Raw genomic sequence first — 26,122 nt, forward strand, 5'->3', positions numbered from 1 at the left:
TGCATCCCTTCGATCGCCTGGAGCCATTATACGTTTGCCTAATACCTCTAGGTTATTTACTGTGCCTCCTATGAAGCCATTGACCGAGCAAGAGATCCGCACCGCTTTCGTGAACTGCAGCAAGGGCGAGGCGAAGCGCCTGCACATCCCCCGCGACCTGGTCGAACAGCCGTGGGACGACCTGGACTTCCTCGGGTGGCGCGACCCGCAGGCCCCCGATCGCTCCTACCTCGCGGCCGAGCTGGACGGCCGTACGGTGGCGGTCGCGCTGCGCTCCTCCGGGGCCGCCTCCTGGCAGGCCCGCCGCAGCATCTGTTCGCTCTGCGTGACCACCCACACCGGGGGCGTCTCGCTGCTGGTCGCGCCGCTGGCCGGGAAGGCCGGCAAGCAGGGCAACTCCGTCGGCGCGTACATGTGCAGCGACCTCGCCTGCTCGCTCTACGTGCGCGGCAAGCGGGAGGTCGGCACCCGGCTCCACGAGTCGCTCACCGTCGAGGAGAAGATCCAGCGCACGGTGGCCAACCTCGCCGCCTTCGTCGCCAAGGTCACGGCTTGACCGGGGTCGGGGTCTCGCCCTGGGACCTCGCCGTCACCCTGGGCTGGCTCCTGGCGCCGCCGGGCGCCGAGCGCCGCCCCGCCGGGTCGTCACCGCCGGGCCTCCACCGCCCGGCGCACCTCGGCGGCGACGCGCGGCACCGCGTCGGCGACGGCCGGGCTCAGGCCCTCGCCGACGGAGAAGTCCGCGCCCTCGACCGCGAGGATCAGCAGCTCGCGCGGCAGCTTCCCCAGGGCGGCCGCCAGCGCGACTCCGTGGCCGAGGCCCAGGCCGTGGGTGCCGGCCGCCGCCTCCTCGTCGGCGAGGGGGTCGGCGAGCAGGTGGTCGGCGTCGACGGTGATCTGGTGGATCCGGCCCGGTTCGCCGGGATGGCCGTGCACCGCGTCGACCACCACGGCGAGGTCGGCGTCCTCCCAGAGCTCCATCAGCCGGGTGGGCTCGCCGTCGCACAGAGTGAGCCGGTCGACGTCGGGGCCGTCGGCGGCGAGCCGCGCGAGGACGGCCACGGCGGCGCCGTCGTCGTGGCGGTACTCGTTGCCGACGCCGATGACGACGACGCGTTCGCCGCCCATGATCGTCACCTCCGGTCCATGGTGAGGGTGAGGAAGTGCGCCGCGCAGGAGATGCACGGGTCGTAGTTGCGGATCGCCCGCTCGCACTGGCGGGTCAACTCGGCGTCGTCCAGGTGCAGTCGGGACTGGACGAAGGCCCGCAGAGACACGGGGTGCCATGGGCGACGGTGACGCAGGTGGTGCCGCGCAGCTTGCACTCGAAGCAGACGCTGTGGGTGGGGATGTCGGGTTTGCGGTCGGCCAGGTAGGCGGTGATGACCTCCAGCAGCTGCCGCTTGTCGATCGGGCAGCCGCGGAGTTCCAGGTCGACCGGCACGTGGGCGGCGATCGGGGTGGAGTGGTCGAGGCTGTCGATGTACTCGGGCCGGGCGTAGACGACGGCCTGGTACTCGGGCAGGCTCGCCAGGTTGCGCAGCGCCTGGACGCCGCCCGCGGTGGCGCAGGCGCCGATGGTCACCAGGTACCGGGACTGCTCGCGGACCCGCCGGACGCGCTCCAGGTCGGCGGCGGCGATGGAGCCCTCGACCAGGGAGAGGTCGTAGGGCGGCGGCAGTTCGCGGCTGGAGGCCTCCAGGAAGTAGCCGATCTCCACCCGCCCGGCGAGCGCGAGGAGTTCGTCCTCGCAGTCGAGGAGGGTGAGCTGGCAGCCGTCGCAGGAGGAGAACGTCCAGACCGCCAGGCGCGGGGTACCGGCCATGGCGCTCACCGCTCGGGAGTGGAGAGCAGGCCCTCGGCGTGGTCCCAGCCGAACACCGGGCCGTCCCGGCAGACGAGGACCGGGCCGAGCTGGCAGTGGCCGCACCAGGCGGTGGCGCAGCGCATGTTGCGTTCCAGCGAGACCCGGATCCGCTCGGCGGCCACGCCCCGGCGCAGCAGTTCCCGGGCGGTGGCGCGCATCATCACCTCCGGGCCGCACAGGTAGGCGGCGCAGCGCTCGGGCCGGAAGTCGGCGCCCTCCAGCAGGCGGGTGACCAGCCCGACGGCGCCGCGCCAGCCGGGCTCGGGACGGTCCACCGTGGTCCGGACGTCCGCCCGGGAGCGCCAGCGCGGCAGGTCGTCGAGGAACAGCTGCTCGCCCGGGTCGCGGTACCCGGTGAGCACCGAGACCGTCCCGAACTCCCCTACCCGGTCGAGCACTTCCTCGATCAGCGGGCGCAGCGGGGCGAGTCCGATGCCGCCGGAGACGATCAGGACGTCACTACCGGCGGGCGGGGTCTGCCACACCGTGCCGTACGGGCCGCGGGAGCCGACCCAGTCGCCGCGCTCGGCCCGGCAGAGCGCCTCGCTGACCTTGCCGACGGCGCGAACGGTGTGGCCGAGCACGGCGCCGTCGATCCGGCTGGTGGAGAGCGGGATCTCCCCGGTGCCGAAGGCGTACAGCATCGCGTACTGCCCCGGCCGGAACGGGCGCAGCGGGGCGGCGCCGGCGGGCACGAGGTCGAGGGTGACGGTGTCGGCGGTCTCCCGGCGGCGGGCCAGCACCCGGTACGGGGCGGGGGTCATCGGGTGCATCACGGTGCTCCCTCGGGTGGTACGGCCTCGGGTGCTGCGGCCCCGGATGCTGCGCCCTCGGCGCGCAGGGCGGCGAACTCCTCGGTGAGGTCGATGCCGACCGGGCACCAGGCGATGCAGCGGCCGCACCCGACGCACCCGGAGGAGCCGAACTGGTCGTGCCAGGTGCCGAGTTTGTGGGTGAGCCACTGCCGGTAGCGGCTGCGTGCGGAGCTGCGGACCGGGCCGGTGCCGTGCAGGTGGGAGAAGTCGAGGTCGAAGCAGGAGTCCCAGCGGCGCCACCGCTCGGCGTGGTCGCCGGTGAGGTCGGTGGTCTCCTCGGTGGTGGTGCAGAAGCAGGTGGGGCAGACCATGGTGCAGTTGCCGCAGGTCAGGCAGCGGTTCGCGACCTGGTCCCAGCGCTCGGCGGTCATCGTGCCGGCCATCAGCGCACGCAGGTCGGTGGGGTCCGTGGTCCGGCCCATGCGCCCGGCGGCCTCGGCGACGGCACGGCGGGCGTGCTCGCCGTCGGTGGGGCGGGTGGGGAGTGTCGCGAGGACGTCCTCGCCGTCGGGGCTGCCGGCACGGACGGTGTAGCGCGGCCCGCCCCCGGCCTCCGGCCCGGCGGAGCCCCGTGGTTCCACCGTCTCGGTGAGCGCCAGGTCGTACGACGATCCCTGCGGCAGGCCCGGGCCGGTGCCCATCGAGGCGCAGAAGCAGACCGCGCTCGGCTCGGTGCACTCGGCCACGACGACGAACGCGCCGGCCCGTACACCGGATCGGCGTACGCGCCGCCGGTCAGCACCCGGTCCTGGACGGCGATCGCGCGCAGGTCGCAGGGGCGCACGCCGAGGAAGGCGTAGCGGGGCGGCGGGTCGTCGTCCTCGCGGACGGTGACGGTGCCGTCCTCGGCCCGGTCCGCCTGCCAGAGCCGGGCCCGGGGCGGGTGCAGGAAGGTCTTCCAGGACTGCGGCCCGGCGGAGTGGGCGAACGCCGCCCGGTCCTGGCGCCGGTGCAGCCGGTAGGTGCCGGCCTCGGCCGCTATGCCCCACCCGTACGGCAGCTCCTCGGCCGAGGCCAGCTCGGCGAGCACGATCGCGCCGTCCCGCACGGTGGGCCCGATCACGGTGTACCCGCGCTGCCGCAGGGCCTCGACGAGCGCGGCGAGGCCCTGTTCGTCCAGTTCCACGAGCGGTGCGGTGGTGGTGTCCATCGGGCTGTCCTCGGGCCGGTCCCGGGCACCGCCCTGGGTGGGCGGCCCGCTACGTTCCACTGTCCGCCGCGTCCCGGGATTCCGCATGGGCCGCCCGGCCCCACCCCCGGGGGCCGTCGGGGCCGCCCGCGGCCGTGGCCGCACCCGGACCGACCGGATCCGGCGCCCACGCGGCCTGCGCCAGGACCTTCAGTGGGAACTCTCCCGACTCGGCGACGGCCGTCCCGACGACGAGTCGAACGGTGCCGCATCCTGGCCACACACCACCGAGCCGAGAGGGAGACGCCCTTGCGCATCACCGACGCCCGCACCGGGCAACGCACCGAGGTCCACCCGCACCGGGCCGGACTCCTGCACGTGACCGTCGACGTCGGTGAGCAGGGCCACCCGTTCGGCCTCGGGGATCTGCGCGCCCTGGTGGCCGGTGACGTACTGGCCCGCACCTGCGAGGCCCAGGGCCTGCAAGTGATCGTCGAACTCGTCGTCCCGGACACCCCCGGCGAGGAGGCCCGGGCCCTGCTGAAGGCCGCCGACCGGCTCGGCGTCCACCCGCCCGCCCAGCTCAGCACACGGCACGACGGCGACGGCGACGACCGGATGGCGGCCGACCTGTCGATCACCAGCCGCTCACCGTCCCGTCCCGGCCCGCCGTCCGCATCGCTCCTGGTCACCGGTCCGGTGACGGCGCCCCGGCAGGCCCGTCCGGATTCCGGAGCCGAACCGCTCGCCTCGATCACCCTGGACGAGCACGACCCCCTCGCACTGCGCCTCACCTTCCTCGAACACGCCGTCACCGCCCCGATCCGGCTGACCGACGACGACCTGGCGAACGCCGCCGCGCGGCTGGCCCGCTGGCGTGCACTGGTGGCCTACCTCGCCTGCGAGCCTTCCCGCCCGCCGGAAGCCGACATGGTCCAGGGGGGCTTCGACGGCCTGAACGAGGACCTGGACGCCCGGGTCGCGGTGCAGGCCCTGCACGCGCTGGAGGCCCGGGCAGCGCTGCCGGACGGCGCCCGCTTCGAAACCTTCGTGCGCCTTGACCAGATCCTCGCCCTCGAACTCGGCCGCGACATCGGCCGGCCGCCGGGCTGAACCGGCCGGGCGCGGCAGCCGCACCCTCCCGACGGCTGAACCTCCGCCGGACATGCCGGCCCGCCCCGGCAGGCCTGGCCGGTGGACTCGTGCCGCAGCAGGGTCCTCGCCATGCTCGTGCCCGGCGTTCGGGCCGTGCACGGGGGAGATCGACCACAGCGCACCGCAGCACCTCAGAAGGCCGCCCCGCAGAACCCCCGGGCCGGTCGGCCGCTGGGATATTCCGATTGGTCGCGTTCCGTTCAAGCTCCGCTTACCCCATCATGGAACGGTGTCCAGCGCGCCTACGCGCGTAGCACCGCCCCCTGTACCCCCACGGCACAAGGAGCTTGACCGATGCTCAGACACACCCACGCCCTCCGCCCGCTCGCCCTGGGCGCCGTCGTCCTGACCGTGCTCGCCGGCGCGAGCGCCGTACCCCACCGGGCCGCGGCGACTACCGTGACGTCCGCCCCCACCACCACCCAGCACCGCGTCCTGTTCGACAACAGCAAGGCGGAGACCGCCGGCAACGCGGACTGGATCATCAGCACCAGCCAGCCGGACCCGCTCGGCGAGAACGCCGACCCCCAGTCCGAGACCGACTGGACGGGTGCCATCTCCAGCTGGGGCGTCGCTCTCCAGAAGACCGGCCAGTACAGCCTCAAGACCCTGCCGAGCGGCTCCACCATCACCTACGGCACCGGCGGAGCCCTGGACCTCGCCAACTTCGACGAGTTCGTCCTGCCCGAGCCGAACATCCGGCTGAGCGACTCCGAGAAGACCGCGGTCATGACGTTCGTTCAGAACGGTGGCGGGCTGTTCCTGATCTCCGACCACACCGGCAGCGACCGCAACAACGACGGCTGGGACTCCCCCGCCATCATCAACGACCTGATGACCACCAACTCGGTCAACAGCAACGACCCGTTCGGACTCTCGGTCGACCTGCTCAACATCCAGACCGACAACCCGACCGCCGTCAACGACGCCACCGACCCCGTCCTGCACGGCCCCTTCGGCACCGTCACCGGCAGCATCATCCGCAACGGCACCACCTTCACCCTCAAGCCCGCCGACAACCCCTCCGTCAAGGGCATCGTCTACCGCACCGGCTCCTCCGGAACCACCGGCGCCTTCTTCGTCACCAGCAGCTTCGGCAAGGGCCGGGTCGCCCTCTGGGGCGACAGCTCGGCCATCGACGACGGCACGGGCGAACCCGGCAAGACCGTCTACAACGGCTGGAACGACCCGGCCGGCACCGACGCCGCGCTCGGCCTCAACGCCACCGCCTGGCTCGCCGCCGGCAGCGGCGGCAGCACCACCGGCAGCGTCACCCTCACCAACCCCGGTGCCCGGACGGCCACCGCCGGAACCGCCACCAGCCTCCAGCTCTCCGCCACCGACACCGCCGGCGGAAGCCTCGGCTACACCGCGTCCGGCCTGCCCACCGGCCTGAGCGTCAACGCCACGACCGGTCTGATCAGCGGTACCCCCACCACCGCCGGGACCTACTCCGTGACGGCCACCGCGACCGACTCCACCGGCCCGTCCTCCTCCGTCACCTTCACCTGGACCGTCCAGTCCACCGGCGGCGGCTGCACCGCGGCCCAGCTGCTCGCCAACCCCGGCTTCGAGGCCGGTTCGACGGCCGGCTGGACGGAGACCAACACCAGCGGCACCAGCACCGTCAACAGCAGCTCCAGCGAGCCGCCGCACTCCGGCACCTACGACGCCTGGCTGGACGGGTACGGCACCACCAACACCGACACGCTCGCCCAGACGGTGACCCTGCCGGCCGGCTGCAGCAGCTACACCTTCAGCTTCTGGCTGCACATCGACACCGCCGCGAGCAGCACCACCGCCTTCGACACGCTGAAGGTGACCGCGAACGGCACCACCCTGGCGACCTACTCCAACGTCAACGCGGCCGCCGGCTACCAGCAGCACAGCTTCAACCTGTCCGGCTACGCCGGCCAGACCGTGACCCTCAAGTTCACCGGAGCCGAGGACTACACCAAGCAGACCTCCTTCGTCCTCGACGACACCGCCGTCACCATCGCGTGAACCGACGCCGGTCGCCCTCCCCGCGCGGGGAGGGCGACCGGCGTGCCCACGCGGTGAGGCGGCTCCGTGCGGGAGGATCGCAGCGATGACGTCCGGGGCCCGCCCATGGCCCATGCGGCGCAGAGCCGATCACGAGCGGACGGTACGGCGACGGACCGACGTACCGGCCGGCGCCCGCTCAGGCCCAATCGACCGTCAGCCGTCCGTCCCGCTCGCCCACCGGGGTGCCGAACTCGGCGCACGCGTCGGTGAACCGTTCGCGGACCCACTCCCACTCCTCGCCCCGGGCGGGGCGGGTGTGGCAGAACTCCAGGGCCAGCGGCAACGCCTCCAGGCCGACCGGCGCCAGGTGCGCCCGGTCCGGTCCGTCCAGCGTCACCAGGAAGAGCAGTCCGAGATCGTTGCGCAGCACCGGGTCGACCGCGTAGTCGTCGACGAAGTCGCCCAGGTCGTACAGGACGCGGTCGGCGACACCGTGGAAGACGTGCGCGGAGTGCCCGGCGACCAGCGTCGCCCCGGCGGCCAGCAGCCGCGGGGCCGCCGCGCGCACGTGCGAGGGCGGCCGGGACGTCATGTTGGGGCCCCAGTGCGGGGTGACCAGCACCGCGTCGGCCTTCCGGGCGGCCCGGGCCACCAGCGCGGTGAGCCAGCCGGGCACGCCCGCCCACAGGTCGGCCCAGGCCACTCCGGGGCGCCCCGGCCCGGCCGCGTAGTCCCTCGGGTGATCGGTGACACCGACCACCGCCAGCCGCACCCCGCCGGCCTCCAGCACGGCGAACTCCCGTGCCGCCGACACGTCCCGCCCGGCTCCGACCGCGCGGACGCCGGCCTGCGCCAGCAGGGCGCCGGTGTCCACGAGGGCGTCGAACCCGTGGTCCAGGGCGTGGTTGTTGGCCAGCGTCACACAGTCCACCCCCAGCTCCGCGAGGACGGCGGCGGCCGAGGACGGGGCGCGGAAGAAGAACGGCTTGTCCGGGTCCGGCCACCGCTCCCCGCGGTCGGAGACGCAGCACTCCAGGTTCAGCACGACGAGATCGGCCGCCGCCAGTGCCTGCCGCACCTCCGGGGAGAGCAGCGTCCCCGCCGTCGGCGAGCGCCGCAGTTCCTCGGCGACGCCGCGCCCCAGCATCGTGTCGCCGGCCAGTGCCACGGTGAGCGCCATCCTCCGGGGCCACCTCCACTCACGCATGCGGATCGCCGACCACGCCCCGCTCCTCCAGGCTCGGCCCGCACCCCGCCGGCGGCAACCCCCTCCCCCGCGACCACCCGCCGTGACGGCCCTCAGCAGGCGTGGTCACGGCCCCAAACAGCGGCTGCGACTTACGGCCTGGGGCCCTGCGGTGCCGGGTTTACGGCAGGTAGTACATCGGGTTGGGCAGCTTGAAGCCCTTGTCGGCGTGGCCGCCGGCCAGGTCGCTGTTCTGGTCGCCGAAGTTGCCGACGATGTCGTAGCCGAGGCTCTCGATGTGGGCCCGCGTTCCGGACTTGTACTCGGTCACGGTGCAGTCCGCCCCGCAGGGGAGGTAGGGCGCGGGTGCGGTCTTGTTCTTCATGAACAGGTGCTCGCCGTCCGCGACGGGGAATCCGACGGCGGCGAGGTTGGCGGCCGTGGCGGTGCGCTGGGTCTCGGGGCGGCCGGTGATGTAGAAGACCGTGTAGCCCTGCTGCTGGGCCCAGTTCGCCAGGTCGTTCATGCCGAAGACGGCCGGCATGGTCTTGGTGGCGATGTACTGGGCGTTGCCGGTCGGGTTGTAGACGAAGGTGGTCTCCAACTCGTAGTTGTACGTGGACAGCGTGGTGTCGTCGACGTCGAGGACGATGGCCTTCTTGCCGGAGTGGTCGTGCTTGGCGCGCTGGGCCAGGTACTTGCGGGCCTGGGACTCGATGCCCTTGACCTGGGCGGCGTAGTTGCTGTCCGGGGAGGGCCAGTGCTCACCCTTGGCGTCGACGGTGTCGCCGTAGTACGCCTTGATCTTGGCCACCTCGTCCGTCATGTTGGTGATCTGACGGTCCGTCCTGGGCGCGGAGGCGTCCGCCGCGGCCAGTCCGCCGCCGGCCACGACCGCGCCGACGACGACGCCGACGGCGAGGGTGGGAATCTTCCGCGCACGGGACGTCAGGGTCTTTTCGAGCATGAGGGGATCGCTCCTTCTGCCGCAGGCCGGGAGGGCGTGACTCGCCCGTCGAACCGGCGTGGGGGACTGCTGATCCCCCGAACCGTAGGGGCGACCAACCCCACAGGTCAAGCATGGTCTACGCGCATGGTCTACGCGCGATGCCGCTGGGGGCCCACAGGCCCGTCCGCGCCCCGTCGTTCACCACCCGTCACATGCCGAGCGGCCCGGCTGCCGTCGAGGGCGGCCGGGCCCGCTGGAGATGTACCAAGCGGGGTACGCGAAGATCGCCGACAAGATCCGCGAGACCGAGCAGTTCGACGACCCGGAACAGTGGCGGTTCGACTGGGAAAAGCCCTACACGCGCGACCAGTGGCTGGACCTGCTCCCCACTACCGGCGGCCTCACCCGACTCCGTCCCGATCAACTGGCCGACATACTGGGCGCGGTCGGCCATGCCATCGACGCCCTGGGTGGCCGCTTCACGATGCACTACACCACTCTGGCGACCACCGCCGTACGCGCCGACACCCCTTGATCCGCTGGCGCGCGGTCGCGCGGCCCCGCGCATGTCCTGCGAGTTCGCCGGGCCACAGTGGCCGGCAGCGACGACGGCTTCCACGGCTGCGGCTCGGTCGGCTCCCGGGCCCCCAGGACGCGACCCAAGGTCGCGGCAGCGGCTCGCCGACCGAGTGGCACTCCGGGTCCGGGGTGGCGGCCGGACGCGCCACCATCGCCGCCGGCGGCGAGCGTCCGGAGAGGCCGGGGCCTACCGGACGACGGACGTGCCGCCGCGCCGTTGCCGGAGGATCATGAGGACGGCGAACGAACCGGCACCAGCGTCTCCCCCGATCGTCCGGGTCCGCCGGATTCGCCGGATTCGCCGAGCCGGACAGCCCGCTGTCAGCCGTACCTCCTGGAGGTCCCCGTGAACACCACCCCCGCGTCTGGTCCCGCCGCTCCGATCGTGGTCGGTACGGACTGCTCGGAGTCCGCCCGCAGGGCTGTGCTCTTCGCTCTTCGCGAGGCGCAGCTGCGCGGGGTCGGCGTGCGGGCCGTCTGCGCCTACGGCGGCGGACACACCGAGCCGCCCGGCACGGCCCTGACGGGCTGGCGCACGAGCGGCGAGCCGTCGCCGCATCTGCAGGACGCCGTCGCCCGCGACGTGACCGACTCGATCGAGGAACTGCGGCAGCAGGTCGGCGAGCCGTACGTGGAGGTCGAGGTGCGCTGTGACCGCGGCCGGCCCGCTCAGGTCCTGCTGGAAGCGAGCCAGGACGCCAGCCTGCTGGTGGTGGGCACCCGCGGCGCCGGCCTCTGGGGCCGGCTCACGCTCGGCTCGACCAGCACCGAGATCGTCCACCACGCCCACCTCCCCGTCGTCGTCGTGCCGCCTCCGCCCGAGGGTGCCACCGGGTGAGCCCTGTACCCCGCGAACCGGCGGACCTCCCGAGGCGAGCAGGCCGTGCGGTAGCGAACCGTCCAGGACGTCATGACGCACGAGGTCGTCGTCGCCGGCACCTCGACCGGGGCCCGCGATCGCCGTCGGCCACACCGGCGCGGCGCCCGGCGGGCGGCGGCACGCGGGCCGGGCCGAACGTGGCGGGCCGCGCCGGCGGGCCCGTCAGCCGTCGGCCGGGTCGAGGACGTCCTCCACCGGGCGGCGCGGGCTGGCGGCTCCGGACGGACCGTAGCCGAGACGCAGGACGAGCTGGACGTGGGCGGGGCCCTCGGCGGGGTCGCGCAGGCGCCAGCGGGTGTCGGGGATCTCGACGGCCTGGTGCAGGACGGAGGCGCGCAGGCCGTGGACGGTGGCGAGCAGCCAGGCGCGCTGCATCGCCTGTCCGGTGCGCAACCAGTCGGCCTGGCCGTCGAAGTGGGTCTCGAGGATGGCGAGTTGGGGCAGGGCCTCGAAACGGCCGGCCGGAGTGGTGTGGCGCGGCGGGTGGCCGGCGAAGCCGCGCATCGGGACCCGGGCGTCGCGGTCGTGAGAGCCGAGGGCGGCGAGCGGAATGCCGTCGTAGGAGGGTTCGAGGCGCAGCCAGCGGCGGGTCTCGGCCTCACGGGTGACATCGGCGGCGATCCGGGCCTCGGCCTCGGAGGTGAGGGTGAGCACCCGGCGCACGCCGTGCTCCTCCAGCACGGTCAGGGTGACACCTTCGTCCTGGGCCGCTGTGATGAGGTCGGCGACGAGCGCTTCGGGGACGTCCCGGTTGGTGAACGGGTGGCGGCTGGAGTGGCGCTGGGCGATGGCCGGGTAGAGGTCGGCGCCGAAGGGGCGCGGTGAGCGGGCCTGGGCGGAGAGGTCGAGCACGGCGCGCGGCTGCGTGTCTTCCCCTGCGGGGAGCAGTCGGACGGCGGCCTCGCGGCCGAGACGGGCGGCGGCCACCCTCAGGTTGAAGACGGCGGCGCCGATCGAGATGTGCATCGCCCTGCCGTCGGGGTCGGCGGCCGGGACGGCCCGGCCCGGGTCCGCGTGCACCTCCAGGCCGAGCAGGTCGGGGGTGGGGCGGAAGCGCCAGGGCTGGCTGTTGTGCAGCGAGGGTGCCAGGCCTCCGGCTTCGGCCAGCAGGCGCAGGTCGGCGGCGGTGAGGGCGGTTCCGGTGGTCATCGAGATTCACTCCCTGCTGCCTGTTCACTGCCTGCTACCGGCGGGGAGCGCCGGTGATTCAAGGATCCGCCGCCTCGGCGGTGCCCGGCGAGGGCCCAACGACCCGGGTTCGCCGGCCGGGCGGCCTGCCGTGTCGAGGACACCGGTTCCTGGGGCTCTCCGCGGGTCCCCGAGCGCCCGCGCCGGCCCCGTCGGCTCCCGTCGGCCCGCGCTGGCACGGGCGATGGGGACCGCTGGAGGGCCGAACGGCCCTGCCGCCGCGCGCCCGGCGGCGGTCTGCTGGTGGTGGAGGTCCGGCTCACCCGGCCAGGCCCTGAACACCGGAGGCACGGCCGTGCTGACCGACGACTCCCGCACCACCACCCAGCAGCTGATGCCCACCGCCTCCGGGCGGACCCTCGCGGTGTCCCGCTACGCCCCGGAAGTCCTGCCGGACGCCGGTCGCATCGTGCTCGACACGGCCCTCGAACCGTACGACGCCAACCAGGTCTGGATCTCGCTCACCCCGGCCGAGGCCCGGCTGCTGGCCGGGATGCCGCTGCGCCAGGCCGCCGTCCTGGAGCGACCTCAGGCTCCGCGGCCCGGACGGATCGAGGTCGAGCCATGAGGGCCGGAGACCTGATGACCACACCGCCGGTCACCGTCGGTCTCGGCACGACGGCCTTCGAGGCCGCTCTGGTCATGGAGCGGGAGGCCGTCGGCTGCGTCCTCGTCATCGACCGGGGCCGCCTGCTGGGCATCCTCACGGACCGCGACCTCACCGTCCGCGGGCTCGCCCACGGCCCCCACCCCGCGCAACCGGTCACGGACCTCATGACCACCCCGGTCACCACCGTGGAGGCCGACGACGACCTCGACACGGCGTACCGCGTCTTCCGTAACGCCGACGTACGCCGCCTGCCCGTCCTTGACCAGGGCCGCCCCGTCGGCATGCTCACCGTCGACGACCTGCTGCGCGACGTCGTCCAGCGCCTCTTCGACCTGCTCGTCCCGGTCTCGCACAGCGCCCTGCGCGAGACCGCACCCTGACCACACCCCGGAAACCGCACGACCCGTCCCACAGGAGGACACCATGGCCGGCGACCTGCTCAGAAGATTCCCCTTCGGCTACCGGTGGCCATCCCTGCCGGACCTCTTCGAGGACTTCCCCGTCGACCTCCGCATGCCGGTCGGCGAGCACATGATCCGCATCGAGGAGTCCGAGGCCGACGACGTCTACCAGCTCAAGGCCGAACTCCCCGGCGTCGACCCCGACAAGGACATCACCATCAGCGTCGACGACGGTGTGCTGACCGTCCAGGCCCAGCGCAGCGAGGAGAAGAAGGACAAGCAGCGCTCCGAGTTCCGCTACGGCTCCTTCACCCGCAGCGTCCGGCTGCCCGCCGGTGTCCGCGACGAGGACGTCACCGCCGCGTACGACCGGGGCGTCCTGACCGTCCGCGCGCCCATCGGCGAAGCCAAGAAGCCCGCCCGCACCATCGAGATCACCGAGGGCGACTGACCACCGCCACCGCCCGGCCCGGGGCCGCCGCCCCGGGCCCGCCGATCCGGGAGGCCCGGAGATGACCACCCACACCAGGACACCGCTGCGCACCAAGCGGTGGACCCTGCGCCTCGACCTCTTCGAGGAGGGCGACACCACCAAGGTCCATGCCGTCCTCGACACCGGCGACACACGGCTGGAGACCCGCGCCGACGCCCACCGCAACCCCCACGACCCGCCCGTCCCCGAGATCGGCGACGAGTACGCCGCCGCCCGCGCCCTGATCGACCTCGGCCACCGACTCCTGCGCGCCGGCCGCACCGACTCCGCCGCCAACGAGCCCTCCCCGACGGCCTGAGACCGGCGCTCCGCCACGCATATGAGGACTCCGAAGCGGCCGGCGGGCACGGCCGGAGGCCGGTGATCAAGGCGGCGATCTGCACCGCTGGTTCGTCGACACCCGTACGGTCGGCCGGCTGGGCCGGCAGGTTCTGCCGCCGAGGAGGCCACCAGGCCGTCTGCGAGGCAGGCTGAAGGTATGGCGTCGTTCTTCCGCTCACCCTCTCGACCAGGAGCGGGCGGTCAAAGCAGGGGCCTGCTCGCACTGGCGCAGTGCGTGCCGTTCGTCATCGCGCTGGCTGTGCTGATCATCGAGTTGACCCCTGCCCACTTCATCTATACCGGCCCCTTTCTCACGGCGGTGCCGGCGCTGGCGGCGGTGACGATGGAACCCAAGGGCACCGCCATGGCGGTGGCTCTCGCACTCGCGGTCAGTGTGACCACGGCCACCTACAACCAGGCATGGGGCACCCTGCAGGTCTATACCAACTTCCTCGCTCTGGCTCTGGTCTCCGTGGCCGGTTTCATCACGAGCAGCGTCGTGCGTGCCTACCGGAGGAGCGAGCTCGACCAGATCCGCCGGATCGCCGTGCGCGCGCAGGAGGTCATTCTGCGACCGGTCCCCGAGCGCCTGGGCCCGGTGCGGGCGGCCAGCCTGTGTCTCGCGGCCGGGACCGGGGCGCAGGTCGGCGGTGATCTGTACGAGGCCGTGCAGACGCGGTACGGCGTCCGGATGATCGTGGGGGACGTCCGCGGCAAGGGGCTCAACGCCATGCGCGCGGTCGCGGTGGCGCTGGGCGCGTTCCGGGTGGTCGCGCACTATGAGGACGACCTCGTGGGGGTCATGAACCACTGCGCGGCCGCGCTGCGCCGGGAGGCCACCGTGCCGGGCGCCTTCCCCGAGGAAACCCTGATGGAGGGGTTCACCACCGCACTCATCGCCCAGGTGTCGAACGGCGAACCCGTGGTGCGGCTGGTCAACCGCGGCCATCCGCCCCCGCTGCTCCTCCACGAGGGCCGGACTCGGGCTTTGATGCCCACCTCGCCGCGTCCGCCCCTGGGCCTGGAGGACCTGGTCACCGGCCCTCCCGAGACTCCGGAGGGCTATCCGTTCGTACCGGGCGACCGTCTCCTTCTCTACACCGACGGCGTGATCGAAGCCCGCGACCCCGGCAACGGCTTCTTCCCTCTGCCGGAGACCATGGAGTCGATCGGCTTCAACACCACCCCGCAGGAGTTCCTCGAGCAACTGCACCAGGCATTGATCCGCCATACCGAAGGCCACTTGGCGGACGATGTGGCGATGATCATTGTCGACCGGCTCGACGAAGGGGCCGCCATGTCGGTCATCTGAAACCTTGGCCAGTCATCGGGCCGCGTCGTCGGCGGGCTGTGGGGCGGCCGGGCGGGCCGGGGGTCCGGGACGGCGGCGGGGCGGCTGCCGGCGGCCCTGGGCGCCACCGGTACCCGCCGGACGGTTCACGCTGCCCCGGGAGGAATCGCAGAAGCTCGATCCCGGAATCCATCCCCGCCGGCCGGTTCGTCGTGGGTCAGCCGTAGTGGGCGAACACCCGGTCCCTCTCCATCTCCCAGCTCCACCCCGGTTCGTCCCCGCGCCGGAACGGCGCGGTCTTGGCGAGCACCTCGAACTGTTCGGATGGCCGTCGGCTCCGCCTGTTCACCACGATGGCGGTCAGCACGACCGGAACGCCTCTGTCGGCTTCGACCCGGCACGCGGCCTCCAGGAGGTCGCTCATCAGTGTGCCCCGAGGCGGGACCGAGAAGCCTGCGTCTCTCAGCGACCCGCTCAGCGTGCCGTAGTAGTCAGTGCGGCCTTCGGCCGCCCAGCCCTTGATGATCTCGACCATGCTGTCCCGGGCCGCGCACCAGGCGTCGGAGCCGTGCTTCAGCCGGGGGAATTGAGTGTCAGTCATCCCGGTATGGCAGCACAGGAACAGCCCGGGGCGGAAGGGCGCCGGCCGGGCCGGCTGGCGGGGTCTTCCTCCAGCCACCAGGCGCGGGGACCGCGCCCGGCCCGCGCCGCACTGGCGACAGTGCGGCGCGGGCGGTTCCGGCAGACGGGCTGCGCGCTGTTCAGGACAGTGCGCGGACACCGAGTTGCTGCACGAACAGCAGGCTGTCGGCGTTGGCCCAGTACTCGGCGAGCATGCCGTCCTTGATCAGCAGGGTGTCGGTGCCGGTGAAGCGGACGCGGTTGCCCACGGCGTCGTCGGACGCGCCCGGGAAGCCTCCGGCGTAGGTGCCCTCGGCTGCCCAGCGGACCACCAGGTAGTCGTCAGTGGCGATCGGGCCGACCGTGATCTCGAAGCTGAGGTCGCGCAGGATGGTGTGGATGCCGGCCACCCAGCCGTTCAGGCCCTCGCGGCCGTGCACGGTGTCGTCGCCGGAGCCGGTGATGGGGGCGGCGTGTGCGACGAAGTCGGGGGCGATGATCTTGTCGGTCTGGGACAGGTCGTTGTTCCACAGGGCCTTCCACGGCTCGGCGAGCAGGGCGTTGGCGGAAGCGGACATGACGGTTCTCCTTCGTGGTCATGGGTTTCTTGCGGGACATGCGGCGCGCGGATGCGCCGGCAGGGTCAGGCAGGCAGTTCGGCGTCGGGGATCCAGTGGCCGTGGATGCCGGCGGGCACCCTGCGGGGGAGTTCGACGGCGGCCACGGTGCTCAGGTCGCTCGCGTCCAGGACGAGCAGCTCCGAGGCGTCGGACGTGAGGTCGCTGACGATGGTGAGCAGGTAGCCGTCGTCCTCGGCGGTCCCGCCCTCGGCGGGCGCGAAGACGGCCTCGCCGGGCATCCGGCCCTCGCCGTGTGCAAGCAGCTTCTGCCCGCCGGTCCGTGAGTCCAGCTTGACGGTGTGGTAGCCGGCCAGGCCCGCGCCGGGGAAGGCGATGGCGTAGCTGTAGCGGTAGTCCGAACCGGTGTGGGCGTCGTTGATCGACGGGAACTCGGTGACCAGGTCGTTGAGGGACTCCGTGGTGACCGTGCCCTTGGCCGGGTCGATGATCCAGCGGTGGAAGGTCGAGCCGGTGGCGGGGCTGGTGCCGTAGCCGGGAGCGCCGACCCACCACTTCCACGAGCTCTCCCAGGCGGAACGGTCGAAGCACGGCGCTTCGAGGACGATCCGGCCCTGCGCGTCGGTGTGAGCGTTGGTGACGTGCAACAGCGCTGCCTGGTCGGCCACGTCGAACCAGGTGGTCCTGCTCCCGGCGCGCGGCATCACGCCGATGCGCAGCGGGACGTCGTCGTGCCAGCGGTAGGGGATGCCGGAGTGCTCGGCGTGGTCGAAGACCACCGGCGAGTTGATGAAGACGACGTGCTCGCGGGTGATGGCGAAGTCATGCATGAGCGACGGGCCGGAGCCATCGATGACCTCCGACCTGACGATGTCGCCGGAGGCGTCGGCCACGTAGTAGGTCAGGTACGGCGGGAAGGGGCTGTAGCTGAAGAAGTGCAGCTCGCCGGTCTCCGGGTCTTCCTTGGGGTGGGCGGTCATCGCGCTGGTGAGCTTGCCGCCGAAGTCGTGGACGCCGATCGTGTCGAGGTCGGCGCTGACCTCCCAGGGCAGGTTGGCCTCCTGCAGGGCCAGATAGCGGCCCCCGTGGAAGATGATGTTGGTGGCGGCGGCGCTGACCTCGAGCTCGGTTCCGGTGAACGGCACGCCGTCCAGGAAGGGGGTGCGCACCCAGCGGTTGCGGTACCACTCGGCCCGGCCGCCGGTGAGGCGGACGCCGTGGATCATGCCCTCGCCGCGGAACCAGTGGGTGGGGGTGATGCCCGGCTTGGGATTGTGACCGTTGCGGAAGTAGCGGCCGTTCAGCTCGGGCGGGAGGGTGCCGCGCACTGTCAGCTCGCGGCCGGTGATCTCGTCGGTGACGGGGGTGAAGTGGCCGCTGATGTACGGCTTGTCCAGGGTCATGGTCATGCCTTTCGCGTCGAGAGAGCCGAGATGAGCAAGGTCAGGGCGGCGCAGGCCAGGAAGGCCGTGCCGGAGGAGGGGAGCAGGGTCAGGAAGGACAGGCCGACGGCTCCGCCGATCTGCCGGGTGGCGTTGACCAGCCCGCCGGCCAGACCGTTGTCGGCTGCCGGGACGCCCGTGGAGGACATCGCGGTGAGCCGGACGAACGCCACCCCCAGCCCGATGCCGATGAGGAGCGTCGGGCCGAGCAGGTCCACCGGGAAGGTGCCGTCGGCCGGGGTTCGGGACAGCCAGGCCAGTCCCCCCGCGAGGACCAGCAGGCCCCCGGGGAGCACACGGCGGCCGGCGACTTTGCCGGTGGCCCACGACGAGAGGGTGATCATGAGGGCGAGGGGAAGCTGGGTCAGCCCGGCCTCCAGGGGCGAGTAGCCAAGGACGCGTTGCTGGTAGAGGGGCAGGAAGTAGAACAGACCGAGCCAGACCGCGCCGAGCAGGGCCATCAGCACGTTGGGCACCGCCACCACGCTCATGCGCGCAGGCAGCAGCGGGTCGGCGGTTCGGCGCTGGAGCACCACGAACAGGCCGAGCAGCGCCAGACCGATCACCGCCAGCGGCAAAGGCCCTGACAGGCCGTAGGTGAGCGAGACCAGCGCCGCCGTCACCGTCACTGCGCCCGGCGCGTCCAGGCTTCCGCCGCGCGGCCGGTCGGCGCCGACCAGCAGCCGGGTGGCCACCAGGACGGCCAGGGCGAGGGGCACCATCACGACGAACACCGCGCGCCAGCCGTACAGGCTGGTGAGCATCCCGCTCAGCAGCACGCCCGCCGCCCCGCCGGCCCCGGAGACCGCGCCCCAGACTCCGAGCGCGGTACCACGCCGCTCCCTGTCGGGATAGACCGTCAGCACGAGGGCCAGCGCCGTGGGCGCCAGCAGCGCGGCGCCGAATCCCTGCACCGCCCTGCAGGCGATCAGCACGATCGCCGTGGGCGCCAGCGCCGCACCCAGGGAGGAGAGGGCGAACAGGCCGATGCCGAGCAGGAACACACGACGAAGGCCGTAGACGTCGCCTGCGCGCCCGCCCGGCAGCAACAGCGCGCCGAAGACCAGTACGTAGGCGTTGACCGTCCACGCCTGGCCGGTGTCGGACAGGTCGAGCCCGGCCCGGATCTGCGGCAGGGCGACGTTCACGATCGACGTGCTCAGCACGACCAGGAACTGGGCCGTGGCCAGAACCACCAGCGCTGTCCAGCCGGTGGTGATCGGTTGCCTTGCGGTGCGGGTCATGGCTCGACACTCGCAGCGGGCGCCCGCCGCTCGCGTCGGTAGTCATCGCCTATACGGCTCCCGGTGGGACGGCCTTCCGGTCGGCTGGGGTCCGTTCCGGATTCCCCTGCGGCGCACAACCGCATAGGTTTTCGGACATGCCCGAGACATACACGGATGAGCTGATCGGTCGTCATGCCGAGATACGGCGGCTCGACGCCCTGCTCGAAGCGGCGCGGGAGAGCCGGGGCGGCGCCCTGGTCCTGCGCGGTGAGGCGGGCATCGGCAAGAGCGCGCTGCTGCGGCACCTGGACGAGGCCGCGACCGGATTCCTCGTCATGCGGGCGTCCGGCGCGGAGTTCGAGACGGAGCTGCCGTTCGCCGCGCTGCACCAGTTGCTCGCGCCCGTCACCGACCGGCTGATCGCGTTGCCTGCGCCGCACCGCAAGGCGCTGGAGATCGCCTTCGGCCTCGACACCGGCACCCCCGATCCGTTCCTGGTCGGCGTCGCGTCGCTGGGCCTCCTGGTGGAGACCGTGCGGGAACGCCCGCTGCTGTGCGTCGTCGACGACGCACAGTGGCTGGACCGGGCATCGGCCAAGGCGCTGGCCTTCCTGGCCCGCCGGATCCCGGCCGAGTCGATCGCCCTCGTGTTCGCGGTGCGCGAGCCGAGCCGCCTTCCCGAGCTGGACGGACTGACCGGCCATTCGCTTCAGGGCCTCGGCGCATCGGATGCCCGGACGCTGCTGGCCGCGGCGGTCCGCGCCCCGTTGGACGAGCGGGTGCGCGACCGAATCCTGGCCGAGGCGCGCGGCAATCCCCTCGCGCTGGTGGAGCTTCCCAGGACCGCCGGACTCGCCGGAATGGCGGGCGGTTTCGCCCAGCCCGACTCGGTACCCGCAGTGATCGAGCAGAGCTTCAGGTCCCGGCTGGAACTCCTGCCGCCGGCGGCCCGGCTGCTGGTGACCGTCGCCGCCGCCGACCCGATCGGCGACCCCGGCCTGCTGTGGCGCGCGGCCGAATTCCTGGGCATCGACGCGGCCGCCGCCGCGGAGTCCTCCGCGCTGGTCGAGTCCGGCACCCGGATCCGATTCAGCCACCCCCTCGCCCGCTCGGCCGCCTACCACGCCGCGACGCCGCAGGAGCGGCGCAGGGCGCACGGGGCGCTGGCCGCCGTGACCGACCCGGTCGCCGACCCCGACCGGCGGGCCTGGCATCGCGCCCAGGCCAGTGCCGGCCCGGACGAGCAGGTCGCCGCCGAGCTCGAAGCCTCCGCCACCCGCGCCCGGGAACGTGGTGGTGTCGCGGCGGCGGCGGCCTTCCTCGAACGCTCGGCCGCGCTCACGATCAGCCCGGTCCAACGCGCCGAGCGGGTCCTCGCCGCGGTCCAGGCCAAGCTCTCGGTGGGCGACTTCGACACCGCGGCCGACCTGCTCACCACCGTGGCGACCGACGATCCGAGCCGTGCTGCCAGGGCCGACCTGCTCCGCGGCAGGCTGTCGTTCGTCCGCCGCCGCGGGGACGAAGGCCCCACGAAGTACCTCCTGCGTGCCGCAGCCCGGCTGGCGGCCACCGACCCCGGCTGGTCGCGGGAATGCTATCTGGACGCCTTCGAGATGGGCCTTCTGCTCGGCGGTCTCGACCACGTGGTGGAGGCCGTCGGAAAGGCCCCGCCGTCGGGTGAGCCGGTATCCGGCGCGGCGGCGGTGCTGACCGGTCTGATCGACCTGGTCAGCGACGGGCACCGGGCGGCGGCGGAGAGCCTCGGGCCGGTCGTCGGCGACGCCGACGACGAGGTGTGGGCCAGGCGGCCGTCACTGGGCTTCATGGTGGCCACCGAGCTGTGGAACTTCGACGCCATGAACGGCATCGCCGCGCGTGCCGTCGCGGCCGGGCGAGAGTCGGGTTCCTTCCACGCGCTGCCCATCGGACTGGCCATGCAGGCCGCCGTGACCGTGCACACCGGCGACTTCGGTGCCGCGATGGAGCTGATCTCCGAGGAGGAGGCGATCGCCGATGCCACCGGCGCGGCACCGTTGGTCTATCCGCGCCTCCACCTGGCCGCGCTGCGCGGGCGGCGCGAGGAGGCCGTCGAACTGTTCGCGTCGGTGGACCAGCGGATGAGCCTGAGTGTGCACTGGGCGACGGCCGTGCTCAGCAATGGCCTGGCCGACTACCCGGCCGCGTTGAAGGCGGCGAGGGAAGCGGTCGAGTACGGTGCCGTCGGCACGGCAGGCCTCGCCCTGCCCGAGCTGGTCGAGGCGGCCGTGCGGTGCGGCGAGACCGAGGTCGCCGTCGCGGCCCTCGCGTCCCTCCGGGAACGTACGCAGGCGGGCCGGCAGGCGTGGGGTCTTGGCGTCGAGGCCTACGCGCGGGCCCTGGTGACCGAGGACGAGTCCGCCTACGAGGAGGCGATCGGCCTGCTCGACGACGGCGCACTGGTCGTCTACCGCGCCCGGGCCCATCTGTTGTACGGGGAGTGGCTGCGCCGCCAGGGCCGACGGCGTGACGCCCGGTCGGCGCTGCGGCTCGCGCACGAGTCGCTGTCCGACCTCGGTGTGGAGGCGTTCGCCGAGCGCGCCGCCGGCGAGTTGCGCGCCACGGGCGAGCAGGCCCGCAGCCGCACGTCGAAGGCGTCGGACCGGCTGACGATGCAGGAGGTGCACATCGCACGCCTGGTCGCCGACGGCGCCACCTCCAAGGAGGTGGCGGCGAAGCTGTTCCTCAGCCCGCGGACTGTCGACGCGCACCTGCGCAACATCTTCCGCAAGCTCGGACTCACCTCACGCAGGCAACTGCGAGACCTGCCCGACATTCGTTAGCCGCATGGTGGTGGCCGCGGACTCGGGCCCGTTCATCGACTCCACGGGGCCGGGCCAGCTCAACCCGTACTTGGCCCGGTAGGCACCGGAGACGCGCTGCACGAGCTCGGGGTCGTCCACTGGCCGGAGGGTGGCGGACAGCCGGACCCCGGCCGCCTCCACCTCCGTGTCCGCATGCCGCAGGACCCGGCGGTACCAGGCACTGCGTCGGCCGAAAGCCGAGCGGACGTACGCCTCCCCGTCGAGCACCACCACCCAGACCGTCCTGGCCGACCACCGGCCGTCCGCATGCCGTACCCACAAAACGATCTCCGCGCGATCCATGGAAGCGTTCATGGACCAACTTTCACCGCGGCGGCACTACGGACGCGTCGGTGGTCTTCACCTAGATAGGCGGGCTTCACCGACGCGAGAGCGGCGCTCTCCCGACAAGGCTGAGCGTCATGACGACCATCGACGCGAAGAAGCCCGAAACCACAATCGACGCCGACACCGACACACACACCCTTGAGGCGGCCACTGCCGCAGCGGCGCCTCACCACAAGGGTTCCAAGAAGAACAAGGGTACGAAGAACAAGGCCAAGCGCCGCGTCGCCAAGGCGCTGGCGTACTTCGCCCTGCTCTTCACCGGGCTCCTGGTCCTGGCCGAGCCGTGGCTGCTGATCCCGGTCGTCGCCCTGGTCCTGGCGATCTCCCTCTGGGACTGAACCCGGCGCCGCCGACACCTACCGCGCGGACGCCGAGGCCTCCGGTGGCGCCCTCGCGGTCCGGGGCACCTTCACCCTCACCCGCTGACGCCGCCGTCGAAGAAGCTGCGGCTGTCCGGAAGAAATTCACGCGTGCACGGCAACCTTCCGCCGCGCAGCGGCAACTGATGGGCGACCGGGCCTGCTGCCCGCAGGCCGACGCTCCAGAAGGACAAGCCGTTGCCAGACCAGAACCACCCCACCCATCGCCGCCGCCCGGCGACCCGCCGGGTGCTCGCCGCCGCTGGAGTCCTCGCCGCCGTGGGCACCGCCGTTCCGCTGATCGCCCAGGCCGCCCAGCCCGCGAAGGCCCGCACGCTGACGGTGGCCGCCGACGGCAGCGGCCGGTACCGCACCGTCCAGGCGGCCGTGGACGCCGCACGCCCCGGCGACCGGATCCGGATAGCCAAGGGCACCTACCACGAGGTGGTGCGGGTGCCGGCCGGCAAGAACGGACTGACCGTCACCGGCGCCACCGGCAACCCCGCCGACGTCGTCATCAGCTACGGCAACTCCGCCGGCACCGCCAAGCCCGGCGGCGGCCAGCTCGGCACCGAGGGCAGCGCCACCGCCACCTTCGCCGCCGCCGGCCTGACGGTCGAGAACCTGACCGTCGAGAACACCTTCGACCGGGCCGCCGCACACGGGCAGACCGGCACCCAGGCCGTCGCGGTGGCGGCGGAAGGGGATCGCCAGGTCTACCGCAACGACCGCATCATCGGCCACCAGGACACCCTGCTCGCCTGGTCCCCGAACGCCACCGCGCAGACTCGCCAGTACTTCACCGACGACTACGTCGAGGGCGACGTCGACATGATCTTCGGCAACGCCACCGCCGTCCTCGACCACGGCACCATCCAGCTGGACGACGACGGAGCCCCCGCCGGCGGCCTCAACGGCTTCCTCACCGCCGCCAACACGGAGGCCTCGCACAAGTACGGCCTCCTGATCACCGACAGCACCGTCCGCTCCACCGCGAAGGACGCCACCTACCACCTCGGTCGGCCCTGGCACCCCACCGCCTCAGCCGTCGCCCAGGTCGTCATCCGCGACACGGTGCTCCCAGCCGCGATCAAGAGCGCCACCCCCTGGACCGACATGAGCGGCTACGCCTGGCGCTCCGCACGTCTCACCTCGTACGGCAACACCGGACCCGGCGCCGACACGAGCGCCGACAGTCCCCAGCTGCCGGCGGCCCAGGCCGGCGACTACACCGCGCAGGCGTACCTGGCGGGCACCGACGGCTGGAACCCGGTCGCCCCCTCCGCCCAGCACGGCGACAGCCCCGGTGCGACCTCCTCGGTCCCGGCCACCGGCGACACCCGGCAGGTCAGCGAGCCCCGCCTGCCCGCCACCACCTGCGCCACGGTCCCGGCCGGCCTGACGATGCCCTCCCGCACCGCCGACCCGGGCGCAGAACACACCCCACCGGACACCGCCCGCATCCAGCACGCGCTCGACACCTGCGCCCAGACCGGCGCCGGAACGGTCGCGGTCAAGCTCACCGCCGACAGCGCCCACGACTCCTTCCTCACCGGACCGCTGACCATCCATCAAGGCGAAACGCTGCTACTCGACAGCGGCGTCACCCTGTACGGCTCCCGCAACCCCGCCGACTACCAGCTCACCGGCAAACCGACCTGCGGCACCCTCGCCACCTCCTCCGGCGGCTGCAAACCGCTGATCGGCGTCGCCGGGGCCAACGCCGGCATCGAAACCGTCCGCGCCGCCGACGGCGGCCAGGGCCGGATCGACGGCCGCGGCGACCAGAGCATCCTCGGCACCACCACCAACTGGTGGCAGCTCGCCACCGACGCCCAGAAGACCGGCTCCAACCAGAACAACCCCCGCCTGATCCAGGCCGACAACTCCGACAACTTCACCCTCTACCACGTCGACCTGCTCAACTCCCCCAACTTCCACGTCGTCTACAACGGCGGCAACGGCTTCACCGCCTGGGGCGTACGGATCAAGACCCCGGCCACCGCCCGCAACACCGACGGCATCGACCCGGCCGGCGCCACCAACGTCACCATCACCGACTCCTTCATCATGGACGGCGACGACGGCATCGCCATCAAGGCCGGCAACAAGCCCAGCAGCAACATCACCGTCAGCGGCAACCACTTCTACGGCACCCACGGCATCTCCATCGGCAGCGAGACCAGTGCCGGCGTGACCAACGTGCTGTTCCGCGACAACACCCTCACCGGCACCGACGCCCTCGGCAACGCCAGCGGCTCCAGCACCGGCATCCGGATCAAGAGCTCGCCCGCCAACGGCGGCAAGGTCACCGACATCGGCTACCAGAACACCTGCCTGGACGCCGTCCGCGCCCCGCTCGTCCTCGACACCCACTACGCCTCGGGCAGCGGTTCGCACATCCCGTGGTTCACCGGCATCGTCATCGACGGCGTCACCGCCGTGCACTCCCCCAACGGCGCCAAGTCCACCCTGGTCGGCTGGGACAGCGCGCAGCCGCTCGGCCTGACCCTGCGCCAGGTGAACCTCGACGTCACCACCGTCACCGCCGCCGACGCCCACCTCACCGTCGCCGGCGGCAGCCTCCTCCCCAGCGGCCCCGACGTCACCGTGACCAAGGCCGCCCCCACCGCAACCTCCCCCAGCTGCACCTTCCCCGCCTACCCGACGCTGTGATCCGTCGCGTGCCCTCCCGATCCCACCGATCCGGAGGGCACGCTCTCTGTGGCGGAGCGGTCAATCGACGATGACCGCCATGTCGCCGTAGCTGGCGTACCCGGCCTCGAAGTCCGCCCCGCTCATCTGCAGCTGCCCGCGGGCCGGGTCGTTGACCAGATACTGTCCGTCGCTGACCGCGGTCACGACGACGGTGTGCTCGGACGGGCCGGCGTAGGGCACCACGCGGCCGTCGTACGCGGTGTACGAGCCCGCCGCGACGTCACGCCAGTTGTAGTCGACCCAGACGATCGCCAGGTGTCCCGCGGCGACCGCGCTGCGCAGCTGGGAGGGGGAGATCCCCTGTCCGGCCGCCGCCACGGACAGGCCGTAGAACTGCGCGGCCTGGGCGATCGGCGGATAGTACACGCCGAAGCCGGTCCCGGCCGCTTCCGAGCCGTCGGGGTCTCCCACGAAGGCCTGGAACGGGTCCCCGGACAGCGCCCCGGAGACCCCTGCCTGGGGATGTGCCAGGTCGACGCCGATGTGCCCGAGCACGTCCTGGTCCGACGCCTGCACCCCCCGTGCGGCCAGCACCATGCGCAGGGAGGACGCCTCGCAGTCGTTGCCCAGTTGCTGCTGGTAGGCCGGGACAGCGGCGGAGACGGCGCTCGACGAGGGCGCGCCGACCACCATGACAGCGCCGGTCAGGACGGCGGTGACGGCCGCTACCAGCCTGCCGCGCCTCTTCCTCGGCAGCGGGCCCGGCACTGGGCGCATCCCGGCGCTCGGTGCGGTTGCGGGTGACGAGGCCTCGGGTGGAACCGGCCGTCGCGGGCTCGGGTGCGGGCACCGCCCGCCGTTCAGGACCTCCTCGTGGCTCTCCATGGCTCATCTCCTTCCCATGGCAGCTCATCGCCTGAGGACCGGACATCCGCCGCCGGCCACCGTCGGCCTGGACGCGGGCCGGCGGCGGCCCCGGACGTCCCCTCCATCGAACCTCGGCTTCGCCCGCTTCGCCTCCGGTGACGCCAGCGCTGGCGGAGCCGGCCGTCATGGTGTAGGCGGCAGGAGTCGCCCGGACGACTGCGGTCCGTCAACTCCCCGCCGCCCGGGCGCAGCTGCGTCACTGTGGGCGGCCACGGAGCCGGAATCCACGGTCCGGGCGGTCGTCTCCCACGCGAAGAGATCGCGGCCCCGGCC

The 26,122-nt window shown here is 72.6% G+C and carries 23 protein-coding genes and 3 pseudogenes; 13 read left to right on the plus strand and 13 right to left on the minus strand.

All coding sequences use genetic code 11. The features are described from left to right. Nucleotides 1-70 precede the first annotated feature (70 nt). A complete protein-coding gene (locus tag ACH4E7_RS27540; protein ID WP_396251741.1) occupies nt 71-556 on the plus strand; it encodes an FBP domain-containing protein in 486 nt (161 codons plus the stop codon). An 89-nt stretch (nt 557-645) separates the two neighbouring features. On the opposite strand, the gene ACH4E7_RS27545 is transcribed toward ACH4E7_RS27540, so the two are convergent. The 4 genes and pseudogenes from ACH4E7_RS27545 to ACH4E7_RS27560 all read right to left on the minus strand — a co-directional run bounded on the left by ACH4E7_RS27545 (nt 646) and on the right by ACH4E7_RS27560 (nt 3,832). Continuing rightward, entirely contained in the window at nt 646-1,128 is a 483-nt protein-coding gene (locus tag ACH4E7_RS27545) for a hydrogenase maturation protease (protein ID WP_355675540.1), read from the minus strand. A 97-nt stretch (nt 1,129-1,225) separates the two neighbouring features. Continuing rightward, nucleotides 1,226-1,825 (minus strand): annotated as a pseudogene (locus tag ACH4E7_RS27550) (oxidoreductase); the annotation flags it as partial. A gap of 5 nt (nt 1,826-1,830) precedes the next feature. Then, a complete protein-coding gene (locus ACH4E7_RS27555) occupies nt 1,831-2,640 on the minus strand; it encodes an FAD/NAD(P)-binding protein (protein WP_396251742.1) in 810 nt (269 codons plus the stop codon). Next, nucleotides 2,640-3,832, minus strand: a pseudogene (locus ACH4E7_RS27560) (4Fe-4S dicluster domain-containing protein). Before ACH4E7_RS27560 ends, ACH4E7_RS27555 begins: the two are co-directional and overlap by 1 nt. 288 nt (nt 3,833-4,120) lie before the next feature. Between ACH4E7_RS27560 and ACH4E7_RS27565 the strand changes: the two are divergent. Both ACH4E7_RS27565 and ACH4E7_RS27570 read left to right on the plus strand, forming a co-directional pair. Beyond that, on the plus strand, nt 4,121-4,924 hold the full coding sequence (locus ACH4E7_RS27565; protein ID WP_396251743.1) for a hypothetical protein: 804 nt from the start codon (nt 4,121-4,123) through the stop codon (nt 4,922-4,924). Between the two features lie 336 nt (nt 4,925-5,260). Continuing rightward, a complete protein-coding gene (locus ACH4E7_RS27570) occupies nt 5,261-6,970 on the plus strand; it encodes a putative Ig domain-containing protein (protein WP_396251744.1) in 1,710 nt (569 codons plus the stop codon). Nucleotides 6,971-7,148: 178 nt separating this feature from the next. Here the strand turns inward: ACH4E7_RS27570 and ACH4E7_RS27575 are convergent, their stop codons facing one another. Continuing rightward, a complete protein-coding gene (locus ACH4E7_RS27575; protein WP_396251745.1) occupies nt 7,149-8,132 on the minus strand; it encodes a CapA family protein in 984 nt (327 codons plus the stop codon). Between the two features lie 187 nt (nt 8,133-8,319). Then, the gene (locus tag ACH4E7_RS27580) at nt 8,320-9,105 is read right to left on the minus strand and encodes an HAD family acid phosphatase (protein ID WP_396251746.1); all 786 of its coding nucleotides are present in this window, start codon (nt 9,103-9,105) and stop codon (nt 8,320-8,322) included. A 232-nt stretch (nt 9,106-9,337) separates the two neighbouring features. On the opposite strand from ACH4E7_RS27580, the pseudogene ACH4E7_RS27585 reads away from it, so the two are divergent. Beyond that, a pseudogene (locus ACH4E7_RS27585) lies at nt 9,338-9,622 on the plus strand (SAM-dependent methyltransferase); the annotation flags it as partial. 390 nt (nt 9,623-10,012) lie between these two features. Then, nucleotides 10,013-10,504 (plus strand): universal stress protein, encoded by a 492-nt coding sequence (locus ACH4E7_RS27590; protein WP_396251747.1) that lies wholly within the window; start codon nt 10,013-10,015, stop codon nt 10,502-10,504. A 204-nt stretch (nt 10,505-10,708) separates the two neighbouring features. Here the strand turns inward: ACH4E7_RS27590 and ACH4E7_RS27595 are convergent, their stop codons facing one another. Continuing rightward, complete coding sequence (locus tag ACH4E7_RS27595; protein WP_396251748.1) at nt 10,709-11,695, minus strand: Acg family FMN-binding oxidoreductase; 987 nt, start codon at nt 11,693-11,695, stop codon at nt 10,709-10,711. A gap of 334 nt (nt 11,696-12,029) precedes the next feature. Between ACH4E7_RS27595 and ACH4E7_RS27600 the strand changes: the two genes are divergently transcribed. The 5 genes from ACH4E7_RS27600 to ACH4E7_RS27620 all read left to right on the plus strand — a co-directional run bounded on the left by ACH4E7_RS27600 (nt 12,030) and on the right by ACH4E7_RS27620 (nt 14,871). Next, complete coding sequence (locus tag ACH4E7_RS27600) at nt 12,030-12,302, plus strand: hypothetical protein (protein WP_396251749.1); 273 nt, start codon at nt 12,030-12,032, stop codon at nt 12,300-12,302. A gap of 14 nt (nt 12,303-12,316) precedes the next feature. Next, a complete protein-coding gene (locus tag ACH4E7_RS27605; protein WP_396251750.1) occupies nt 12,317-12,724 on the plus strand; it encodes a CBS domain-containing protein in 408 nt (135 codons plus the stop codon). Nucleotides 12,725-12,767: 43 nt separating this feature from the next. Then, nucleotides 12,768-13,196 (plus strand): Hsp20/alpha crystallin family protein, encoded by a 429-nt coding sequence (locus ACH4E7_RS27610; RefSeq protein ID WP_396251751.1) that lies wholly within the window; start codon nt 12,768-12,770, stop codon nt 13,194-13,196. Between the two features lie 61 nt (nt 13,197-13,257). Further along, a complete protein-coding gene (locus ACH4E7_RS27615; RefSeq protein ID WP_396251752.1) occupies nt 13,258-13,536 on the plus strand; it encodes a dsRBD fold-containing protein in 279 nt (92 codons plus the stop codon). A gap of 258 nt (nt 13,537-13,794) precedes the next feature. Then, complete coding sequence (locus tag ACH4E7_RS27620; RefSeq protein ID WP_396251753.1) at nt 13,795-14,871, plus strand: PP2C family protein-serine/threonine phosphatase; 1,077 nt, start codon at nt 13,795-13,797, stop codon at nt 14,869-14,871. Nucleotides 14,872-15,067: 196 nt separating this feature from the next. On the opposite strand, the gene ACH4E7_RS27625 is transcribed toward ACH4E7_RS27620, so the two are convergent. The 4 genes from ACH4E7_RS27625 to ACH4E7_RS27640 form a co-directional block, all read right to left on the minus strand. Continuing rightward, on the minus strand, nt 15,068-15,451 hold the full coding sequence (locus ACH4E7_RS27625; protein ID WP_396251754.1) for a hypothetical protein: 384 nt from the start codon (nt 15,449-15,451) through the stop codon (nt 15,068-15,070). 160 nt (nt 15,452-15,611) lie between these two features. Further along, a complete protein-coding gene (locus tag ACH4E7_RS27630) occupies nt 15,612-16,049 on the minus strand; it encodes an ester cyclase (protein WP_396251755.1) in 438 nt (145 codons plus the stop codon). A gap of 65 nt (nt 16,050-16,114) precedes the next feature. Beyond that, complete coding sequence (locus tag ACH4E7_RS27635) at nt 16,115-17,458, minus strand: carotenoid oxygenase family protein (protein ID WP_396251756.1); 1,344 nt, start codon at nt 17,456-17,458, stop codon at nt 16,115-16,117. After that, the gene (locus ACH4E7_RS27640; protein WP_396251757.1) at nt 17,455-18,735 is read right to left on the minus strand and encodes an MFS transporter; all 1,281 of its coding nucleotides are present in this window, start codon (nt 18,733-18,735) and stop codon (nt 17,455-17,457) included. The genes ACH4E7_RS27635 and ACH4E7_RS27640 overlap by 4 nt, the downstream gene beginning before the upstream one ends. Before the next feature lie 137 nt (nt 18,736-18,872). On the opposite strand from ACH4E7_RS27640, the gene ACH4E7_RS27645 reads away from it, so the two are divergent. Continuing rightward, entirely contained in the window at nt 18,873-21,536 is a 2,664-nt protein-coding gene (locus ACH4E7_RS27645; RefSeq protein WP_396251758.1) for an AAA family ATPase, read from the plus strand. Here ACH4E7_RS27645 and ACH4E7_RS27650 read toward each other — a convergent pair. Next, nucleotides 21,498-21,872: a DUF2255 family protein gene (locus ACH4E7_RS27650; protein ID WP_396251759.1), complete on the minus strand. Its 375-nt coding sequence runs from the start codon at nt 21,870-21,872 to the stop codon at nt 21,498-21,500. The genes ACH4E7_RS27645 and ACH4E7_RS27650 overlap by 39 nt on opposite strands. Nucleotides 21,873-21,979: 107 nt before the next feature. On the opposite strand from ACH4E7_RS27650, the gene ACH4E7_RS27655 reads away from it, so the two are divergent. Then, nucleotides 21,980-22,243, plus strand: coding sequence for a hypothetical protein (locus tag ACH4E7_RS27655; RefSeq protein WP_396251760.1), 264 nt, complete (start codon nt 21,980-21,982; stop codon nt 22,241-22,243). A 219-nt stretch (nt 22,244-22,462) separates the two neighbouring features. After that, nucleotides 22,463-24,940, plus strand: a complete 2,478-nt coding sequence (locus ACH4E7_RS27660; protein ID WP_396251761.1) for a pectinesterase family protein — start codon at nt 22,463-22,465, stop codon at nt 24,938-24,940. Nucleotides 24,941-25,000: 60 nt separating this feature from the next. Here the strand turns inward: ACH4E7_RS27660 and ACH4E7_RS27665 are convergent, their stop codons facing one another. Continuing rightward, on the minus strand, nt 25,001-25,807 hold the full coding sequence (locus ACH4E7_RS27665; protein ID WP_396251762.1) for a C39 family peptidase: 807 nt from the start codon (nt 25,805-25,807) through the stop codon (nt 25,001-25,003). Between the last annotated feature and the right edge of the window lie 315 nt (nt 25,808-26,122).

The organism is Kitasatospora sp. NPDC018058 (assembly GCF_044327205.1).
In the GTDB taxonomy this organism is placed as follows: domain Bacteria; phylum Actinomycetota; class Actinomycetes; order Streptomycetales; family Streptomycetaceae; genus Kitasatospora.